Below are 18,464 nucleotides of genomic sequence, written 5' to 3'. Positions count from 1 at the left end.
TGCTGCCCGCGCGAAGCGCGGCCCGCAACTCCGTCTCACCCCCCGTAACTCTGCACCAGGCTTCCGGCCACCAGCGACCAGCCGTCGACCAGCACGAAGAAGATCAGCTTGAACGGCAGCGAGATCGTTGCCGGGGGCAGCATCATCATGCCCATCGACATCAGCACCGAGGCGACGACGAGGTCGATGATCAGGAAGGGCAGGAACAGCAGGAAGCCGATCTCGAAGGCGCGTTTCAGCTCGGAGATCATGAAGGCGGGGACCAGGATGCGCAGTGCGAGGTCGTCTGGGGTGGCCGGCGGTGCCTCGCCCGAGAGATCCAGGAACAGCTTGAGGTCCTTTTCGCGCACGTTCTTCTGCATGAAGCCGCGCAAGGGAACGGAGGCGCGCTGCAGTGCGTCCTCGACGCCGATCTGGTTGGCGACGAGCGGGCGGATGCCGTCATCGTAGGATTTTTGCAGGACCGGCCCCATCACGAAGAAGGTGAGGAACATCGCCAGCGCGATGATCACCGAGTTCGGCGGAGCGGTCGCCGTGCCCAACGCCGTGCGCAGCAGAGACAGCACGACCACGATGCGCGTGAACGACGTCATCATGATCAGGATCGACGGCGCGATCGACAGCACTGTGAGCAGCGCGATCAGCTGGATCGCGCGCTCGGTGACGCCGCCGCCGCCAGCGCCGCCGCCGAGATTGATGCTGATGTCCTGCGCATGCGCCGGCATCGCTGCCGATGCCGCGCCGATCAGGACAGAAAGAAAAAATACTCTACGCGGGAGGGACGGCAGCCTCACGAAGACGGCTTCGGACGGCCAAGCAGGGAGGCCATCTCGTCTTCGAGATTTTCAAAGCTGGTCTTTTCCGTGGCCGGCTTTGCGGGCGGGGCCGGTGGTGCCGGCGGCTCACTGCGTGCGGCGCGGGGCGGCGGCGCAGGAGGTTCGGGCGCAACCGGAGGCGCGACCGTCTCGCCGGCCGGGCGACGCAAGGCTGCCTCCAGCCGCTGCGCCATCTCGGCGAGATTCTGCTCGGCGCTGGAGGGGGACGCGGCGGGAGCCGGCGGCGGAACAGGCGGAGCCTGCGGCACCGGCGGAGGAGGCGGCGGGGCAGGTGCGCGCTCGGCGCGCACCGGCGGCATCTTCGGCGGCTCACTCTGGCGCGGCGGCCGCGGCATCAGTGGCGGTTCGCTGCGCGGAACGCGCGGCGGCAGCGGCTCGGGCCGCGGTTCGCGCTCGGGGCGCGGCGCGATCGGCTCGGCCGTGAAGCCGGCGAGGGGATCGCTGCGGCGTTCGGCCAGCGCGGGAGCGGGCCGGCGCACCTCGTCGGCGAAGGACGGGCGCGCGGGCCGCGGCGGCGGCTCGGGCATTTGCGGCTCGGGATGGTCGAGCAGTTCGGGCCGCGGTGCTTCGTCGGCCCAGCTGCTGGTATCCGGCATGGGCGCAAGCCGCGGCGGTTCCGCGGCGTTCGGACGCTGCGGAAGCTGGTCGCGGCCGGGCGCGGCGCGAACGATATTGGGTTCGACGACGATATCGGTGGGCCCACCGATCATCAGGAGATGCTCGACATTGTCACGCCGGACCAGCACCAGGCGGCGCCGACCGTCGACCGCGGCAGCGTCGATCACCGCGAGCCTGGGCATCCTGCCGCGCTGGGTGTTGGCGCCGACCCGGCTGCCGGCGAATCGGCGAACCAGCCAGGCAGCGACGCCGATCAACGCCAGAACGACGATGAACGCGACGATGAAGGTGATAGGGCTGCCTTGCATACTTGTCCCCGACAAATGGCGCTGTTCTCGTGCCCATGGTCAGACGCGCCAACCACCGGCTTAACGATGCCCCAAACTGCGATCTCTTAACGTCCCACGGCAAGTTTTGCCGTCCCCAACTCTTAATAACCTATGAATCGCCCGATCCAAAACGACTTCTTGGCCCGTGCATGCGCCGCCAAATGGTTGGGTTAATGCCATTTTTGGACGCGTAGAATCACGGGGCGCAAAATAGTGTCCCGCCCGGGGACACGCCGCGAGGGCGTCCTTAACCAGCTATTAACCATACACGCGGCAAATTCTGCCTAGTTGGACCTCAAGGTTCGCAAGAGGCGGAAGGAGCCGCGACGATGTCCATCAACGACCTCCCGGTACTGTCGGCGCTTCGCACCAAGATGCAGTGGCACCAGGAGCGCCAGCGCGTCCTGTCCGAGAACGTCTCCAATTCCGACACGCCCAAATTCCGGCCGCGCGACCTGGTCGAGCCGAAGCTCGACAAGTCCGGGGCGGTCACCGGCTCGATGGGCCCCCTCGCGCTCGCCCGCACCAGCGGTTCTCACATGACGCCGTCGGGGGCTGCTTCCGGATTCGACCAGAACAGGAACGCGGGGTTCGAGACCCGCCCCGCGGGCAACGCCGTCAATCTCGAAGAGGAGATGATGAAGGCGGCCAGCAACCAGATGGACTACGCGGCGGCGACCTCGCTCTATTCGAAGAGCCTGCATCTGCTCAAGACCGCGATCGGCAAGGGCTAGCCGCATGATCCGGGAACAGAACAGCTAGAGGAGGCGCATCATGGCCAATGACAGCAGCGACTTTGCCCGCTCGATGGCGATCGCGACCTCCGGTCTGCGGGCGCAAGCCGGCCGCATGCGGGTGATCTCGGAGAACATCGCGAACGCGGATTCGACCTCGCAGACCGCCGGTGGCGATCCCTATCGACGCAAGGTTCCGACCTTCTCCTCCGCGCTCGACCGCACGCTCGACGCGCAGGTCGTCACCCTCGGCAAGATCAAGCCCGACCAGTCGAGCTTCCGCGTCAAATACGAGCCGAACAATCCGGTCGCCGACGCCAGCGGCAACGTCAAATACCCCAACGTGAACTCAGTGGTCGAGATGACCGACATGCGCGATGCGCAGCGGTCCTACGAGGCCAATCTCAACATCATCAGTGCGACGCGCCGGATGATCCAGCGCACGCTCGACATCCTCAAGAGCTGAACAGGACAATTGAGCCATGGCATCACCGACAATCGCGGCCAACGCTTATGCCAACCTCGCCCGGGTGCTGGAGAACAGCGGTGCCGACAAAGCCACCGAGGCCGGCGGGCAATCCTTTGCCTCAATGCTGAAGGACGCCGTCGGCAGCGTCATGGAGTCCGGCCGCAAGTCGGATGCGCAGACCGTGGCGATGGCCTCCGGCAAGGCCAACGTGATGGACGTGGTGACTGCGGTGGCGGACACCGACGTCGCGGTGTCTACCCTGGTCTCGGTCCGCGACCGCGTGATCGCGGCCTATGAAGACATCATGAAGATGCCGATCTGATTTTGGCGGATGGTGAGTAGCGAATGGGGACGTCTCCGATTCGCCATTCGCATTTCCCGGCACGTCAGACAACCAATAGCGAGTATCAAACAATGACCGGACCCGAGACCCTCGACGTTGCGCGCGATGCGATCTGGACGATCGTGATCGTGTCCTCTCCCCTGATGGTGGTCGGTCTGGTGGTCGGCGTCATCGTGTCGCTGTTCCAGGCGCTGACGCAGATCCAGGAGCAGACGCTGATCTACGTGCCGAAGATCCTCGCCATCTTTGCCACGATGCTGCTGGCGCTGCCGTTCATGGCCGACGCGCTCCACGCCCACATGCTGCGGATCTCGTCGCGAATCATCGGCGGCTGAGGCAAGATGCGTCAATTATGCGCATCGACGTCTCGCTGCTGCCGGCGCTCGCCGCTTCCTTCATGCTCGCCTTCGCCCGGGTCGGTGCGATGGTGATGCTGTTGCCGGGGCTGGGCGAGACCAATATTCCGACGCGGATCAAGCTGTCGATCGCACTGCTGCTCACGCTGATCATCCTGCCGCTGCATCGCAACGCCTATCAGGTCGACATGGGTTCGCTCGCGCCGCTCCTGGTCCTGATGCTGCATGAGATCGCGATCGGAATCGTGCTGGGCGCGACCGCGCGCGTGACGCTCTCGGCGCTCCAGGTTGCGGGATCGGTGATCGCGCAGCAGATGGGGCTCGGTTTCGTCACCTCGGTCGACCCGACGCAGGGCCAGCAGGGCGTGCTGGTCGGCAACTTCCTGACCATCCTCGGGGTAACGCTGCTGTTCGCCACCGACAGCCATCATCTGGTGATCGCGGCGTTGAACGACAGCTACACGATCTTCTCGCCGGGTGAGACCATATCAAGCGGCGATGTGGCCTCGCTCGCGACGCGCGCCTTCGCCGCCGCGTTCCGCCTGGGCCTGCAGCTCTCGGGGCCGTTTCTGGTGTTCGGCCTGGTCTTCAACATCGGCCTTGGCGTGCTGGCGCGGCTGATGCCGCAGATGCAGGTCTATTTCGTCGGTGTGCCGCTCTCGATCTTCGCGGGCTTCCTGGTGCTCGCCGTGGTGCTCACGGCGATGATGGGGACGTATCTGGATTACTTCATCGGTGTCATGCACCAGTTGATGCCGCTGAGGTCACGGTAGATCGATGGCAGAAGACAAGGACCCAGAGAGTCAAACAGAAGACCCGACGCAAAAGCGTCTGGACGACGCGCTCGAACGCGGCGACGTCGCCAAGAGCCAGGAGATCAACACCTGGTTCATGATGGCGGGCGGCACGCTCGTGGTCTCGACCTTTTCGGGCTCGGTGGGCAGCGGGCTGCTGACGCCGATGCGCAACCTGCTCGCCAATTCCTGGATGATCAAGACCGACGGCAAGGCCCTGCTCGCGCTGATGCAGCAGATCGAGTTCGCCCTGCTCGCGGCGATCGGCGTGCCTCTCTTCTTGCTGATGCTGGCGGCGATTGCCGGCAACATGCTGCAGCACCGCCTGGTCTGGTCGACCGAATCCCTGACGCCGAAGTTCAGCAAGATCTCGCCCGGCGCCGGCTTCCAGCGCATCTTCGGCAAGCAGGCGGCGGCCAATTTTCTCAAGGGCATCGGCAAGCTGGTGCTGCTCGGCGTGGTCATGACCATGATCCTGTGGCCGGAGCGGCATCGCATGGAGGCGATGGTCAGGCTCGATCCGGCCGCCATGCTCGGCGCCAGCACCAGCATGACGATCCATCTGCTCGGTGCGGTGGTCGCCGCGCTCGCGATCGTCGCCATCGCCGACTATTTTTTCCAGTACAGAAGCTGGTTCCAGCGGCAGAAGATGTCGCTCCAGGAGATCAAGGAAGAGTTCAAGCAGTCCGAAGGCGATCCGCACATCAAGGGCAAGATCAGGCAGTTGCGGCAGCAGCGCGCCAAGAAGCGCATGATGGCGGCGGTTCCCAAGGCCGCGGTGATCATCACCAACCCGACCCACTATTCGGTGGCGCTGTCCTACGAGCGCGGCATGACGGCTCCGATCTGCGTCGCCAAGGGCGTCGACAATCTCGCCTTCAAGATCCGGGAGATCGCGCGCGAGCACGACATCCCGATCGTGGAGAACGTGCCGCTGGCACGCGCGCTCTATGCCACCGTCGAGATCGACCAGGAAATCCCGACCGAGCACTACCATGCGGTCGCCGAAGTCATCGGCTACGTCATGCGGCTGAAGCGCGGATTCAGCGCCGGGCGAGGATAAAACACCCGAAAAGTACCGGAAATGGCCGTAATCTGGGAATCAGCGTACCTTTCGTCCCCGCTGCCCTTGCACCTCAGGGTCCGATTCAGGCAGGGAGGACCCCACGCGCCCCGTAGCGCGTTGATTCTCTGCCGACAGGCTGCGCCAGCTCGAGAATGACCGCCGAGACCGACCACGACCTCACCCGCGAGCCCGTTGCGACGCACGAGCCGTCGCCGCGCTCGGGCAGCATTGCGCTGGTGCTGCTGGTGGCCGCCGGCCTCGTCGCCGTCGCCGTCGGGCTGATGACGCTCGGGCGCGCGCAGGCGCAGCCCTATATCCTCGGCATCCTCGCCGTGCTGGCGATGGTCGGCCTGTTCAACCTGTTCGCCTTCGCCGCCGGGATCATCCGTTTCGCCGACCGCGGTCTTGATGACCCGGTCGTGGGCCGCATCGCCGATCACGGGTTCGACGGCCTCGCCGTGACCGATGCGCGCGGCCACGTGGTCTATTCCAACGCCGCCTATCTGACGCTGACCGGCGCGACCGGTCCGCAAGACGTGCGCCCGGTCGAGCGTGTCTTCATCGGCAACCCCGACGTCTCCGAAGCCGTGTTCCGCCTGCTCAAGGCCGCGCGCGAAGGCAAACGGCAGCAGGAAGAGGTCCGCATCTCCGGCCAAGACGGCAGCCAGGGCCGCTGGCTGCGCATGCGGGTGCGCCCGCTCGGCACCGGCAAGCGCGAGGCGAAATACGCGGTGTGGTCGATTGCCGATATCACCCGCGACCGCGAGCGCCAGGAGGACGTGTTCCAGGAGCTCCAGCACGCCATCGAATATCTCGATCACGCGCCGTGCGGCTTCTTCTCGGTCAATCCGGCCGGCGAGCTCGCTTACGTCAACGCGACGCTGGCGAACTGGCTCGACTACGACCTCGCCGAGATCGGCTCGGGCGGCCTGAAGCTGACCGACATCGTCTCCGGCGATGGCGCCTCGCTGCTCACCGCGATCGTGGCGGTGCCGGGCGAGGTGAAGACCGAGGTCTTCGACATCGACCTGCGGATGCGCACCGGCAAGACCATGCCGGTGCGGCTCTATCACAAGCTCGCCTTCGGCGCCGACGGCGCGCCGGGGCCGTCGCGCACGCTCGTCATCAGCCGCGCCCGCGACGAGCGCAGCGATCCCGATCGCGCCGCCGAAGTGCGCTTCATGCGCTTCTTCGACCATACGCCGATGGCGATCGCGACCGTCGACCGTGCCGGCAATGTCGTGCGCGCCAATGCGCGCTACGCCAAGCTCGGCCAGGCGCTCGGGCTCGACAGCGCCTCCAAGTCGATCTTCCGCGCGGTCAATTCGCGCGACCGGCACCTCCTGATCGCGGCCATCAACCAGGCCGCCGACGGCCAGGCCGACATCGCCCCGGTCGAGGTGGCGCTGGAAGGGACCAAGGAGCGCTGGGGCCAGTTCTTCGTCACGCCGGTCGATGCGGCCGAGAACGAGGCGGAAGCCGCCATCGTGCACATGCTCGAGACCACCGAGCGACGCGCGCTGGAGAACCAGATCAACCAGTCGCAGAAGATGGAGACGGTCGGCCAACTCGCCGGCGGCATCGCCCACGACTTCAACAACGTGCTCTCCGCCATCATGATGGCGAACGACTTCCTGCTGAACGCGCACAAGCCGACCGACCCGTCGTTCCAGGACATCATGCAGATCAAGCAGAACGCCACGCGGGCCGCGACCCTGGTGCGGCAGTTGCTGGCGTTCTCGCGGCGGCAGACGCTGCGGCCGCAGGTGCTCGATCTCGGCGATGCGCTGTCCGATCTCGCGATGCTGCTGCGCCGCCTGATCGGCGAGAAGGTCAAGCACGAGACCATCCACGGCCGCGACCTCTGGCCGGTCAAGGTCGACGTCTCCCAGTTCGAACAGGTGATCGTCAACCTCGCTGTGAACGCGCGCGATGCCATGCCCGACGGCGGCAAGCTGATCATCCGCACCGCCAACGTCACCGCGGAACAAGCGGCCAAGCTCGCCTACAAGGGGATGCCGGCCGCGGATTATGTCCGGATCGAGGTCGCCGACACCGGCACCGGCATTCCCGCCGACATCCGCGACAAGATTTTCGAGCCGTTCTTCTCGACCAAGGAAGTCGGCAAAGGCACCGGTCTCGGCCTTTCCACGGTCTACGGCATCGTCAAGCAGACCGGCGGCTTCATCTACGTCGATTCGGAGCCGGGCGAGGGCACCTCGTTCCATATCTTCCTGCCGCGTCACCATGCCGAGCCTGAAGCGCAGGTCGAGCTGCCGGCGGCTGTGGTCAGCGCGACCAGCGGCGCCGGCAAGGACGCCGCGGCGGCCGAGGCCAAGCCGCGCACCGATCTTACGGGGCAGGGCACCATCCTGCTGGTCGAGGACGAAGAGGGCCTGCGCGCGCTGAACGCACGCGGATTGCGCTCGCGCGGCTACACCGTGGTCGAGGCCGAGAACGGCGTCGAGGCCATGGAAGTGCTGGAGGAGCAGAGCGGCGCGATCGATCTCGTCGTCTCCGACGTCGTTATGCCCGAAATGGACGGCCCGACCTTGCTCAAGGCGATGCGGGAGAAGAACCCCGACATCAAGTTCATCTTCGTCTCCGGCTATGCCGAGGATGCGTTCGAGAAGAGCCTGCCCGAAGGCCAGCAGTTCGACTTCCTGCCGAAGCCGTTCACGCTCAGCCAGCTCGTGGCGGCGGTCAAGGAGACGATGGCGAAGCAGGGGTGAGGGTCGGCGGCGCACGCCGTTCGCCCCCTCCGTCATTGCGAGGAGCCCGCGACAAAATTGCGGAGCAATTTTGCGCTGGTGCGACGAAGCAATCCAGGGTCCTTCCGCGGAGGCAGTCTGGATTGCTTCGCTACGCTCGCAATGACGGGGAAAGAGCGGAAATCTCGGCCCAAAACCGCCGGTATCCCGCGACCACGGTTCCCCGACGCACCCGGCCAAGCCCCCGCCAAATATGGGCTTTTGCCACATCCCCGCGACTGAGGGCCGCAGCCATAGGTTCCGAAACCGGCTTCACTTTTCGGGAAGTCTGCCCATCTTAGGCGCACGTCCCCATGCCGGGGATTTGGGAAACGCACATGAATTTCTCGCTACGCTCCCGCAGTCTCTTCAAGACGATCGCTGTCGTGCTGGCGCTTGCGCTGCCGACTGCGCTGGCGATCTCGTCTGCCGACGCGCGTGTCGGCGGCGGCGGCTCGTCCGGTTCGCGCGGCTCGCGCACCTATTCGGCCCCGCCCCCGACCACGACGGCGCCCGGCTCGACCTCGCAGTTCAACCGCACCTACACCCAGCCGGGTGCAGGCATGAACTCGGCTGCTTCCGCGCCCGCGCGCGGCGGCCTGTTCGGCCGCGCCGGCGGCTTTATGGGCGGCCTCGCGGCTGGCTTCCTCGGCGCCGGCCTGCTCGGCATGCTGTTCGGCGGCGGCCTGTTCGGCGGCCTCGGCGGCCTGTCCTCGATCCTGGGCCTGATCATCCAGATCGCGCTCGTGGTGCTGGTGGTGCGGCTGGCGATGTCCTGGTGGCAGCGCCGTCACACGCCGCAGGCGGCCTATGCCAATGCCGACGCGGGCGCAGGTTCCGGACCGCAGCCGAACCAGCGCGGCGGTCTTGGTGGTGGTCTTGGCGGTGGTCTTGGCGGCTTCGGCTTCGGCGCGAACGCCAATAACGCGCCGCTTGAGATCAAGCCGGACGATTACGAGGCGTTCGAGCGCCTGCTCGGCGATGTCCAGACTGCATGGTCGAACGAGGACGTGGCCAAGCTGCACACGCTCGCGACGCCGGAGATGGTCTCCTATTTCGAGCAGGACCTCGCCCAGAACCGCGCGCGCAACGTCGTCAACAAGGTGACTGGCGTCAAGCTGCTGCAGGGCGACCTCGCAGAAGCCTGGCGCGAAGGCGAGACCGACTACGCCACGGTGGCGCTGCGCTTCGCGCTCACCGACAAGACGCTCGACCGTAACAGCGGCACGGTCGTCGCCGGCAGCGAGCAGCCGGGCGAAGTCACCGAAGTCTGGACCTTTGCCCGACGGCCCGGCAGCGGCTGGGAATTGTCGGCGATCCAGCAGACCAACTGATTGCAAAGCGATTGAAGACAAGGGCGTCGTGCTTCCCGCACGGCGCCCTTTTCTTTTGTACCCCTTTCATCGCGGCATCGGAATAAGTGGGGGCGCATCGGGTTGAAATCAGGCGGCCAACGACAAACACAACGGGAGGACAAGATGATCCGTATCAAGAGATCCGTGACGATTTCAGCGCTCGCTGCGGCCTCGCTTGCATGCCTTGCGGCGCCAGCCGTGCAGGCACAGTCGGCCGACATGACGTTCTTCGTGACCTCCAATGGCCCGGGCAAGGGTGCCGATCTCGGCGGCCTGGAGGGAGCCGATGCGCAGTGCGCGAGGCTCGCTCAGACCGCCGGCGCCGGTGCGAAGACCTGGCGCGCCTATCTCTCGACGCAGGCCGCCGACGGAAAACCGGCCGTCAACGCGCGCGATCGCATCGGCAAGGGACCGTGGCAGAACGCCAAGGGCGCGGTCATTGCCAAGGATGTTGCCGAACTGCACGGCCCCGCCAACAACCTCACCAAGCAGACCGCGCTCAGCGAGAAGGGCGAGGGGATCAACGGTATGGGTGACCAGCCGAACCGGCACGACGTCCTCACGGGATCGCAACCAGACGGCACCGCGTTTGCCGGTCCGGACGATCGCACCTGCAAGAACTGGACGTCGAGCACGCAAGGCACCGCGATGGTCGGCCATTTCGATCGCCGCGGCCTGCGCGACGACGAACCGTCAAAGTCCTGGAACAGCTCGCACCCCTCGCGCGGTCCCGATGGTGGCTGCTCGCAGGCTGATCTGAAGAGCACGGGCGGCGACGGCCTGCTGTATTGCTTCGCTGCGAATTGAGTTTGGACGCAACTCTCTCCACCCGTCATTGCGAGCGCCGCGAAGCAATCCAGAATCTTTCCGCGAAGGCGGTCTGGATTGCTTCGTCGCTTCGCTCCTCGCAATGACGGAGTGTTTGGTGGCGCCGTTCCGTCTCACCCTGCCGGAACTCCGAGCCACATGCTACATTGGTCCGTACGTGTTCACGCTCACGGACCTCTCTCATGAAATACGAGCTCTACTACTGGCCCGAGATCCAGGGCCGCGGCGAATATGTGCGGTTGGCGCTGGAGGAGGCGGGGGCCGCCTACGTCGATGTCGCGCGCGGGCCGCGCGGCACGGCTGCGATGATGAAGATGATGGACGCACACAAGGACACGCCACCCTTTGCGCCGCCGTTCCTGAAAGCCGGCAAGCTCGTCATCGGCCAGACCGCCAATATCCTGCTCTATCTCGGCGCCCGCCATGCGCTCGCGCCGAAGACGGAAGCCGGCAGGCTCTGGGTGCACCAGCTTCAGCTCACCATCACCGACCTCGTGGTCGAGATCCACGACACCCATCATCCGCTCGGACCCTCGCTCTATTACGAGGACCAGAAGCCGCCGGCAAAGAAACGCACGGCCGATTTCTGGGAGGAGCGGGTGCCGAAATATCTCGGCTATTTCGAGCAGCTTCTCACCGAGAATGGCGGCGCCTATGTCACTGGCCGGCGGCTGACCTATGTCGATCTCTCGCTGTTCCAGATCGTCGCGGGGCTGCGCTATGCCTTTCCCAAGCGCATGAAGGCGTTCGAGACAGACATTCCGGGCCTCCTCGGCCTGCACGACCGCATCGCTGCGCGGCCGAACATCAAAGCCTATCTGGCAAGCGAGCGCCGCATTCCCTTCAACGAGCAGGGCATCTTCCGCCGCTATCGCGAACTGGATGGCTAAAGCGTTTTCGAGCGAAGTGGATACCGGTTCGCGTCAAGAAAACGCGTCAAAAGAAGAACTTTAGCCGGTCCGGAGGGAGGCTGGCGGCAGCCCCCGTTCCGGACCGGCCGCTTCGGGCGCGATCAATCGCCCGAACGCGTCGTGGCCGGTGGGCGTCTGTAGACGCTGCGGCCCAGAGCGGTCGTCTGAATCATCGGGCAGAGGCGAGAGGTCATGCTCGTCGGGGCAGGGCGGCTTGCAGAACATCGTCGCGTCTTTCGTTGCGTTGCGTGCCACCGCTGTCTAGCGAAGTCCGCATTCCCAGGCGTCAGCCGTTCGGAGGAGGCAGCGCGATGCGCGCTCACCAAACGCCCGGCATCAGGCGATAGCGCACCCGTTCCGCGTAATCGGCATAGCCCGCCAAGCCATCGCGCAAGGTGCGTTCCTCTATGCCGATGCGGATCGCGAACAGGAGGACCAGGATCGGGACCATCACCAGTCCCCACCACGAGCCCAGCAGCAACGGCACGCCGGCGAAGAACAGGACCATGCCGCTATACATGGGATGACGCACATGGGCATAGGGGCCGGTCGAGATCACGCGCTGCGCGCGCTCGGCTTGCAGCTTCACCACGGGAGCAGCGAACGAGTTTTCGCGGAACACCCACATCGTGAACAATGTCGAGGCCAGAAACAGCGCGAGGCCGAAGGCCTGAAGCGCGACCGGCATGTCGGACGATTGAAGGCGCCGGTCGACGCCTATCAGCACCAGCCAGGCCAGCATCGCGACGACGAAGACGCTCATGAACAATTTGTCGGCGGCGGGCTGATCCTTCTGCAGCACCGGCCGCAGCCGCTCGGCGAGCAGCGCCGGATCGATCCGGTAGAGCCACCAGCCGCAGAGCGGGCCGAGCAGGGTGCAGGTCGCGAGGAACACCCAGGCCGAGGGCCAGCGCAGCGTCCCTGCGGAGGCGAACAGCAGCGCGCCCATCGCGGCGGTGGTGATCGTGTTCTGCAGCAGCAGTCTGGCGATCATGCGCGGCTCCCCCGGCAATCTCGCACGATGTTGGCTTTGCTATCCGGCAAAGATAGGGCCAGACGTACGAAAGGCCCGATCGACCGGATCGGGCGCTTCAGCCTAGGCAAACCTGATCAGGCGAGCTGATCGATCCGCGTGCCCTGACCCGGCGGCAGCGGCGCGGGCGGCTGCGGCTTGTAGGTGGGGTCGGCGTCCTTGGTCTTGGTCTGATCGTCCTGCTGCTTGGTCGTGTCGTAGCTCGGAACCACGATCGCGATCGGCGGCGGCGCAACGGTGGAAACCTTCATCCGCAAATCCTCACACATGGAAGCAACTGACCCTGCGCTGCGAGGAGCGAAAATTCCTTCAAGGCAATCGATAAAATGCGAAGGATTGGTGTGGCGGGAGGGCCGTGTTTGCGTCTCATCCGCGCGCTGCCAAAGGAGGCGACGAACCTCTCCCCGTCATGGCGAGGAGCCCTTGTGACGAAGCAATCCAGAATTTTTCCGCGGAGGGATTCTGGATTGCTTCCGCCTTCGCCAAGGCTTCGGCGGACAAGTCGCTACGCTCGCAATGACGGAGTATGTGGCCAAGTGCGTCGAACCAGACGTGTACCGTGTCCGCAGCAGTTACGAAGGAGGGCAACCCCGCCTATTCGTCCTTGCCGCGCGTGATCGCGATGGACGCATCCTTCTTGGTGCGGGTGCATTCCATGTTGAGTCGCCGATATCGCATGCTGATCTTGTCGCCGCGCAGCAGACCCATCCGCTTGAGGCAGCGGGTTGCGCCCGTCGTGGTGTCGTCCTTGGTCACGGTGAAGACGATCGCCGCCATCGATCCCACCAGCGCATAGAATTCTGGCGTCGGCTTGCGATCGCCCTTTGCATAGAGCTCGATGGAATATTTGTCGCCGCGGCAACCCACGGACAGCTCCTTGGCCGCCGGGTGCGTCAGGTAAACAACGTTGGCCGCCCGGAAATTCACCTTGAGGCGATCGACCTGGTTCGCCAGCTCCTTGGCACTGTCGTCGCAGCGGTCGGCGCGTGCGGGCGAAATGAGGGTCACAAGGCCGGTGATGGCGGCGGCGACCAGGATCGCGCCGCGGACGTTCAAGTTCAATGTCATGATGAAAAGCCCCTTAGGGCGCGCATTCAAGCGTCGTCGGGCGCGAAGTGCAAGGGTGGGAACGGGCATTTCCACGTGCTGCGCCAATGCCTTCCCGAGCCCTGGCCGCGCGCTCTCATGCGTATCGGTCCCTTCCTTTTCCGTCCAAAATGGGCTTAGAACGCTTCTACGCGAGGGCCCGCGCGTGGCCCCAAACCCCGAGATTCGCCCCATGAACGCTCCCACCGCCTTCCCCGACCCGTCAAAGCCCGTTCCGCCCTACAAGCACACCCCGCTGTTCCCGCTGGGCAAGGACGAGACGCCCTACAAGAAGATCACGGCCGAGGGCGTCAGGGTCGAGAAGGTCCTGGGCAAGGACATGCTGGTGGTGTCGCGCGAGGCGCTGCGGGCGCTGTCGGAGGCGGCTTTCGGCGACATCAATCATTACCTGCGCCCCGGCCATCTGAAGCAGCTCCGCGCGATCCTGGAGGACGGCGAGGCCAGCCCGAACGACAAGTTCGTCGCGCTGGACTTTTTGAAGAACGCCAACATCGCCGCGGGCGGCGTGCTGCCGATGTGCCAGGACACCGGCACCGCGATCATCATGGGCAAGAAGGGTTGCAACGTCATCACTGACGGCGACGACGAGGCGGCGCTGTCGGAAGGCGCGCGCGATGCGTACCTGCGCCGCAATCTTCGCTACTCGCAGGTCGCGCCACTCTCGATGTACGAGGAGAAGAACACCGCCAACAACATGCCGGCGCAGTGCGAGATCTACGCCGAAGGCGATGACGCCTACAAGTTCATGTTCATGGCGAAGGGCGGCGGCAGCGCCAACAAGAGCTTCCTGTTCCAGGCGACGCCCTCGGTGCTGACCAAGGACCGGCTGCTCGCTTTCCTTAAGGAAAAGATCCTCACCCTCGGCACCGCGGCGTGCCCACCCTATCATCTTGCGATCGTGATCGGCGGCACCTCGGCCGAGCTCTGCATGAAGACGGTGAAGCTCGCCTCCGCGCGCTATCTCGATGCGCTGCCGCCCCACGGCTCGCCGGACGGCAACGCCTTCCGCGACGTCGAGATGGAGAAGGAAATCCACAAGATGACGCAATCGCTCGGCGTCGGCGCGCAGTTCGGCGGCAAATATTTCTGCCACGACGTCCGTGTGATCCGCATGCCGCGTCACGGCGCATCGCTGCCGATCGGGCTTGGCGTGTCCTGCTCGGCCGATCGACAGGTGCTGGGCAAGATCACCAGGGACGGCGTCTATCTCGAGGAGCTCGAGCACAACCCGGCGCAATATTTGCCGCAGGTCGAGCAGGCGCTCGGCGGCGAGGTCGTCAAGATCGACCTCAACCAGCCGATGAAGGACATTCTGGCGACGTTCTCGAAGTATCCGATCAAGACCCGGGTCTCGATGACCGGCACCATGATCGTGGCGCGCGATAGCGCCCACGCCAAGCTGCGCGAGCGGCTGGAGAAGGGCGAGCCGCTGCCGGATTATTTCAAGAACCATCCGGTCTACTACGCCGGCCCGGCCAAGACGCCCGAGGGCTACGCCTCTGGCGCGTTCGGTCCGACCACCGCCGGCCGCATGGATTCCTTCGTCGACCAGTTCCAGGCCGCCGGCGGCTCGATGGTGATGGTGGCCAAGGGCAACCGCGCGCCGGCCGTGCGTGAGGCCTGCAAGAAATACGGCGGATTCTATCTCGGCTCGATCGGCGGCGCCGCGGCGAACCTTGCCGAGCACTGCATCAAGAAGGTCGAGGTGCTCGAATATCCCGAGCTCGGCATGGAAGCGATCTGGCGCATCGAAGTCGTCGACTTCCCGGCGTTCATCATCATCGACGACAAGGGCAACGACTTCTTCAAGGAGTTGAATTTGGGCTAGCCCTTTTACCTCGCCCCGCATGCGGGCAGGACAATCGCATGCGTGAGCGATTTCGCCTGTGGCCATCCTTCGAGACGCCCGCCGTTGGCGGGCCCTCAGGATGAGGACCGACTGCGCGGCTGTAGTTTCAACGAGCACGGATGCTGCTTAGCCTCATCCTGAGGAGACCGCGAAGCGGTCGTCTCGAAGGACGAGGCGCGCTCTCGGGACTCGCAAAGCGCCATTGCTCTGCCGCTTGCGTGGCGAGGGAGAATACTCAGCTGCAGTTCGTTACCTGATTGGAGCACAGCGCGCGCCACCAGCCGCGGACGCCGTCATGGCTCTCGACCAGACCCCAGAAGCCGCTGCAGGCGAAGCGGCGCTTCGGGCCGCCGTCACCATCGATCGGGCCACCGAGCTCGCGCTGGGCCGGCATCCATTTGGCATCGACGAAGGGAGCCTGGAACAGCCCGCCCGCGCGCGTATAGCCGTTGGCGTAGCTCGCGCCGACCTTGTTGGAGGCGACCCAGCCGCGCCCGGCATAGGGTTTGGGCGCGCTCCGCGGATATCTCTTCTCGTCCTCGTAGTCCTTGCCCGGCGGCTTGGCGCCTTCGATCAGAAACCAGCCGTTCTTGAAGCCGATGATGCGGAATTCGGTGAGCCAGCCGCCGTCGGGCGTGTTCTCGGCGCCGCCTAACTTCAAGCGGTAGGGCGGCGGCAGCGTGCCGAGCACGCGCGCCGTCGCTGACGGCTCGGCGCGCACGTTGAGGCCAGCAGGGTCCTTGTCGATGGACCAGGCGCCGAGACTGCAGGGCTCGGTGCCATCGGGCAGCTTTGCACGTCCGGCGGCGAGATCGGCGTGCAGCTTTGCGAAATCGGTCTCGTCATTGTCGGGATCGGGCTCCGCGCGCGGCTTCAACTCGGCTGAAACGGCGCGTGTTGCATCCGGCGTCAGCGTGACCACGAGGGCCTGGCGCGCAGCGAACACACTTGCCGGTGTTTTCGGATCGTTCGACGTCGCCGGATAGACCGCGAGATATCCCATCGAGCCATCGGTTCGATAAGCGGCGCCGGCGACATAGCCTGCCGGGAGCAGGGCGAGCGCGCTTGCGCGCCACGCCGGTTCGGTGTCATCCGCGCGCGCCGCTTGTGTCGCGACGCACAGCATCGTCGCCGCGATGAGACGAAGCACGCGCATGATGTTGCGCGGCCTTAGGCGCGGGCGCCGGTGAACGGGAAGCTGCCCATCGGGCCGATGCCCATCTCGCCGTTGATGCTGTCGCCGGAGACGGTCCCGGTGAATTCGAGCGTGAGCGGCATCGGTTTGTCGATCGAGACCTTCCAGGAGACGTTGTCGCCGGAGACGGTGCCGTCGAAAATTTCGGTGGTATTACCTTCCGCCTGCTGCGTGCCGGTGAGCGTGCCGCCGGCGGCCTTCAGGCTCAGCGTGGTCTGGCGCTCGCCCATCGGCGTCGTCATGGTCAGATTCCAGTTGCCGTCTACGGCCATTCCCGTCTCCCGAACAAATCCCGGCGGACCGCGACGATCCGCGGCCAGTCCTTAAGCGAGCCTATAACCCAACTCGCAGCTCCTGCCTAACCCTGCGATAGGGCATTTAAGCGCGGGCTGCAGCGCGCCGGCGGCTGGTGACGATGAGCCTTAGAACGACATACTGCACGGCAAAGGCGAGGATCTTGGCACCGCCGGCCACCACCGTGAGATAGAAGGCCCACAGCTTCAGATCGCCCGTGGAAGCGACCACGATCATACCGACGCCGATGACGAACATCAGCAGCGCCCAGGCATAGCCTGCAGCCGTCACATATTCCGGAACGGTCTCGACGACGATCGGCGGCATGTAGCGCAGCATCCAGCCGCGCTTCAGCATGATCGCGCCGATGGCGAAATGCGCAATCGAAGGCTTTGCCATCATGAAGCGGGGATCATTGGTCAGCAGTGTGATCCCGCCCAGTCCGACGACGAGCGCGAGGCTCGCATACGTCATGTAGTTGAGTTGCTGGCCCTTGATGCGGGCGTGGATCACCTGCGCGATCGCGCCGGCGATCGCCACCGACGTCGCCAGGATGACGTTGTCGGTGACAAGATAAATGACGAGGAAGAGGATGGCGGAGAAGAGATCGGAGCCGAGGCGGGCGAATACGTCCTTCATCGTCAATCCTGTTCAGTGGGCGTTGTGCAATGCGCGGGCAGGCGTACCGTACTTGATCTGGCGATACTCGGGATACCATTTTGTGAAGTAGATGGCGCTGTTGCGGGCGGCGAAGGCGACTGCAAGGCTCGACCAGAGCGGCAGGCCGGGGACGTAGAGCAGCACGAGATTGCCAGCCGCCATCAACAGCGCGGCCACGGTCCAGGCGCCGGTGATGACGTAATTGGCATAGAGAAAGCCGGGCATCGCCGCGGTCTCGGCCGGCACTGCTTCAAGCGCATATTGCAACGTGAAGGGACGGCGGACCAGCAGCGAGCCGAGCGAGATGACGAAGATGCCGATATCGACCGACAGCTTGACGCCGAGCGTTCCGAGCTGCGGGTCGAGCAGCACGAGGTAGAGGCCGATTGCGGCGAACACGATCGCCGAGCCTGCGGCCAGGGTCTTCACCGAGCGCCCGCGCGCCACATCGATTGCGACGGTGCCGAGGCAGATCGCGGAGGCCACGAACACGCTCATCGCGGCCGACGTCACCAGCATCAGGAGGCTGTAAGCGCCGTAGGGCGCAAGGATCAGGAAAATCGCCATTGCCTATCTCGGTCAGGTCGATCTTTACGATGTAAAGATCAATAATTCAGAGGCGAGGTCGGGTCAAGGGGAATCTTTACAGTGTCAAAATAACGTAGGCAACCTCCAAAAGATGAAGGGCTGCAACGGCCTGGTCGGACGCCTCGTCGGCCAATTCCGCCCAGGGCAGGCGCGACAGAATGGGGAGCGCGCAGGCGATCGCGAGGCCGAGGGCGAGCAGGATGCCGCCGTTGAAGATGACGCCGTTGAAGATGACTTGGCCGCTCCGCCGCAGATGGATCACTTCGAATGTGAGCGCGACGCAGACAAGGGCGAGGATGGCGAGGAAGCCTGCGGTGATTGAGGGCATCTGGATACGGGCCTCTTTGGT

Annotated in this window: 21 protein-coding genes; 11 read left to right on the top strand and 10 right to left on the bottom strand. The window is 65.0% G+C overall.

Features of this window, described 5'->3' with window-relative positions; genetic code table 11:
• Positions 1-35: 35 nt before the first annotated feature.
• Both fliP and GGD61_RS03035 read right to left on the bottom strand, forming a co-directional pair.
• Complete coding sequence (fliP, locus tag GGD61_RS03040; protein ID WP_018321860.1) at positions 36-794, bottom strand: flagellar type III secretion system pore protein FliP; 759 nt, start codon at positions 792-794, stop codon at positions 36-38.
• A complete protein-coding gene (locus tag GGD61_RS03035) occupies positions 791-1,762 on the bottom strand; it encodes a flagellar biosynthetic protein FliO (protein WP_092262715.1) in 972 nt (323 codons plus the stop codon). Before GGD61_RS03035 ends, fliP begins: the two co-directional genes overlap by 4 nt.
• A 350-nt stretch (positions 1,763-2,112) precedes the next feature.
• Here GGD61_RS03035 and flgB point away from each other — a divergent pair, with 350 nt between their 5' ends.
• The 10 genes from flgB (at position 2,113) to GGD61_RS02985 (ending at position 11,368) form a co-directional block, all read left to right on the top strand.
• Positions 2,113-2,517 carry a flagellar basal body rod protein FlgB gene (gene flgB, locus GGD61_RS03030; protein WP_018321862.1) on the top strand — a complete coding sequence of 135 codons (405 nt, stop codon included), beginning with the start codon at positions 2,113-2,115 and terminating at the stop codon, positions 2,515-2,517.
• Positions 2,518-2,557: 40 nt separating this feature from the next.
• Complete coding sequence (gene flgC, locus GGD61_RS03025; RefSeq protein ID WP_092262712.1) at positions 2,558-2,983, top strand: flagellar basal body rod protein FlgC; 426 nt, start codon at positions 2,558-2,560, stop codon at positions 2,981-2,983.
• Between the two features lie 16 nt (positions 2,984-2,999).
• Positions 3,000-3,308 (top strand): flagellar hook-basal body complex protein FliE, encoded by a 309-nt coding sequence (gene fliE / locus GGD61_RS03020; RefSeq protein WP_092262708.1) that lies wholly within the window; start codon positions 3,000-3,002, stop codon positions 3,306-3,308.
• Positions 3,309-3,400: 92 nt separating this feature from the next.
• A complete protein-coding gene (fliQ, locus tag GGD61_RS03015; protein ID WP_018321865.1) occupies positions 3,401-3,664 on the top strand; it encodes a flagellar biosynthesis protein FliQ in 264 nt (87 codons plus the stop codon).
• Between the two features lie 17 nt (positions 3,665-3,681).
• Positions 3,682-4,458 carry a flagellar biosynthetic protein FliR gene (gene fliR / locus GGD61_RS03010; protein ID WP_018321866.1) on the top strand — a complete coding sequence of 259 codons (777 nt, stop codon included), beginning with the start codon at positions 3,682-3,684 and terminating at the stop codon, positions 4,456-4,458.
• Between the two features lie 4 nt (positions 4,459-4,462).
• Complete coding sequence (gene flhB / locus GGD61_RS03005; protein ID WP_018321867.1) at positions 4,463-5,542, top strand: flagellar biosynthesis protein FlhB; 1,080 nt, start codon at positions 4,463-4,465, stop codon at positions 5,540-5,542.
• 155 nt (positions 5,543-5,697) lie between these two features.
• Positions 5,698-8,277 carry a cell cycle histidine kinase CckA gene (gene cckA / locus GGD61_RS03000; RefSeq protein WP_092262702.1) on the top strand — a complete coding sequence of 860 codons (2,580 nt, stop codon included), beginning with the start codon at positions 5,698-5,700 and terminating at the stop codon, positions 8,275-8,277.
• Between the two features lie 332 nt (positions 8,278-8,609).
• Positions 8,610-9,629 (top strand): Tim44 domain-containing protein, encoded by a 1,020-nt coding sequence (locus GGD61_RS02995; protein WP_092262698.1) that lies wholly within the window; start codon positions 8,610-8,612, stop codon positions 9,627-9,629.
• 144 nt (positions 9,630-9,773) lie between these two features.
• Positions 9,774-10,457, top strand: coding sequence for a hypothetical protein (locus GGD61_RS02990; protein ID WP_018321870.1), 684 nt, complete (start codon positions 9,774-9,776; stop codon positions 10,455-10,457).
• Between the two features lie 203 nt (positions 10,458-10,660).
• On the top strand, positions 10,661-11,368 hold the full coding sequence (locus GGD61_RS02985; RefSeq protein ID WP_092262694.1) for a glutathione S-transferase: 708 nt from the start codon (positions 10,661-10,663) through the stop codon (positions 11,366-11,368).
• A gap of 340 nt (positions 11,369-11,708) precedes the next feature.
• Here the strand turns inward: GGD61_RS02985 and GGD61_RS02980 are convergent, their stop codons facing one another.
• The 3 genes from GGD61_RS02980 to GGD61_RS02970 all read right to left on the bottom strand — a co-directional run bounded on the left by GGD61_RS02980 (position 11,709) and on the right by GGD61_RS02970 (position 13,490).
• On the bottom strand, positions 11,709-12,383 hold the full coding sequence (locus tag GGD61_RS02980; RefSeq protein ID WP_092262691.1) for an isoprenylcysteine carboxylmethyltransferase family protein: 675 nt from the start codon (positions 12,381-12,383) through the stop codon (positions 11,709-11,711).
• Positions 12,384-12,499: 116 nt separating this feature from the next.
• A complete protein-coding gene (locus GGD61_RS02975; RefSeq protein ID WP_018321873.1) occupies positions 12,500-12,673 on the bottom strand; it encodes a hypothetical protein in 174 nt (57 codons plus the stop codon).
• 343 nt (positions 12,674-13,016) lie between these two features.
• Positions 13,017-13,490, bottom strand: coding sequence for a hypothetical protein (locus GGD61_RS02970; RefSeq protein WP_092262688.1), 474 nt, complete (start codon positions 13,488-13,490; stop codon positions 13,017-13,019).
• Positions 13,491-13,701: 211 nt separating this feature from the next.
• Here GGD61_RS02970 and GGD61_RS02965 point away from each other — a divergent pair, with 211 nt between their 5' ends.
• Positions 13,702-15,357: a fumarate hydratase gene (locus GGD61_RS02965; protein ID WP_092262685.1), complete on the top strand. Its 1,656-nt coding sequence runs from the start codon at positions 13,702-13,704 to the stop codon at positions 15,355-15,357.
• Between the two features lie 256 nt (positions 15,358-15,613).
• On the opposite strand, the gene GGD61_RS02960 is transcribed toward GGD61_RS02965, so the two are convergent.
• The 5 genes from GGD61_RS02960 to GGD61_RS02940 all read right to left on the bottom strand — a co-directional run bounded on the left by GGD61_RS02960 (position 15,614) and on the right by GGD61_RS02940 (position 18,443).
• Complete coding sequence (locus GGD61_RS02960; RefSeq protein ID WP_183230108.1) at positions 15,614-16,534, bottom strand: SH3 domain-containing protein; 921 nt, start codon at positions 16,532-16,534, stop codon at positions 15,614-15,616.
• 14 nt (positions 16,535-16,548) lie between these two features.
• Positions 16,549-16,845 (bottom strand): hypothetical protein, encoded by a 297-nt coding sequence (locus GGD61_RS02955; RefSeq protein WP_018321877.1) that lies wholly within the window; start codon positions 16,843-16,845, stop codon positions 16,549-16,551.
• Between the two features lie 106 nt (positions 16,846-16,951).
• Complete coding sequence (locus GGD61_RS02950) at positions 16,952-17,506, bottom strand: inner membrane-spanning protein YciB (protein ID WP_018321878.1); 555 nt, start codon at positions 17,504-17,506, stop codon at positions 16,952-16,954.
• Between the two features lie 12 nt (positions 17,507-17,518).
• The gene (locus GGD61_RS02945) at positions 17,519-18,094 is read right to left on the bottom strand and encodes a hypothetical protein (RefSeq protein ID WP_183230106.1); all 576 of its coding nucleotides are present in this window, start codon (positions 18,092-18,094) and stop codon (positions 17,519-17,521) included.
• A 76-nt stretch (positions 18,095-18,170) separates the two neighbouring features.
• Positions 18,171-18,443 carry a hypothetical protein gene (locus GGD61_RS02940; RefSeq protein ID WP_210310932.1) on the bottom strand — a complete coding sequence of 91 codons (273 nt, stop codon included), beginning with the start codon at positions 18,441-18,443 and terminating at the stop codon, positions 18,171-18,173.
• Between the last annotated feature and the right edge of the window lie 21 nt (positions 18,444-18,464).

Source organism: Bradyrhizobium sp. SBR1B, from assembly GCF_014198205.1.
Classification (GTDB): Bacteria; Pseudomonadota; Alphaproteobacteria; order Rhizobiales; family Xanthobacteraceae; genus Bradyrhizobium.
This window is presented reverse-complemented; position numbering and strand designations above follow the sequence as displayed.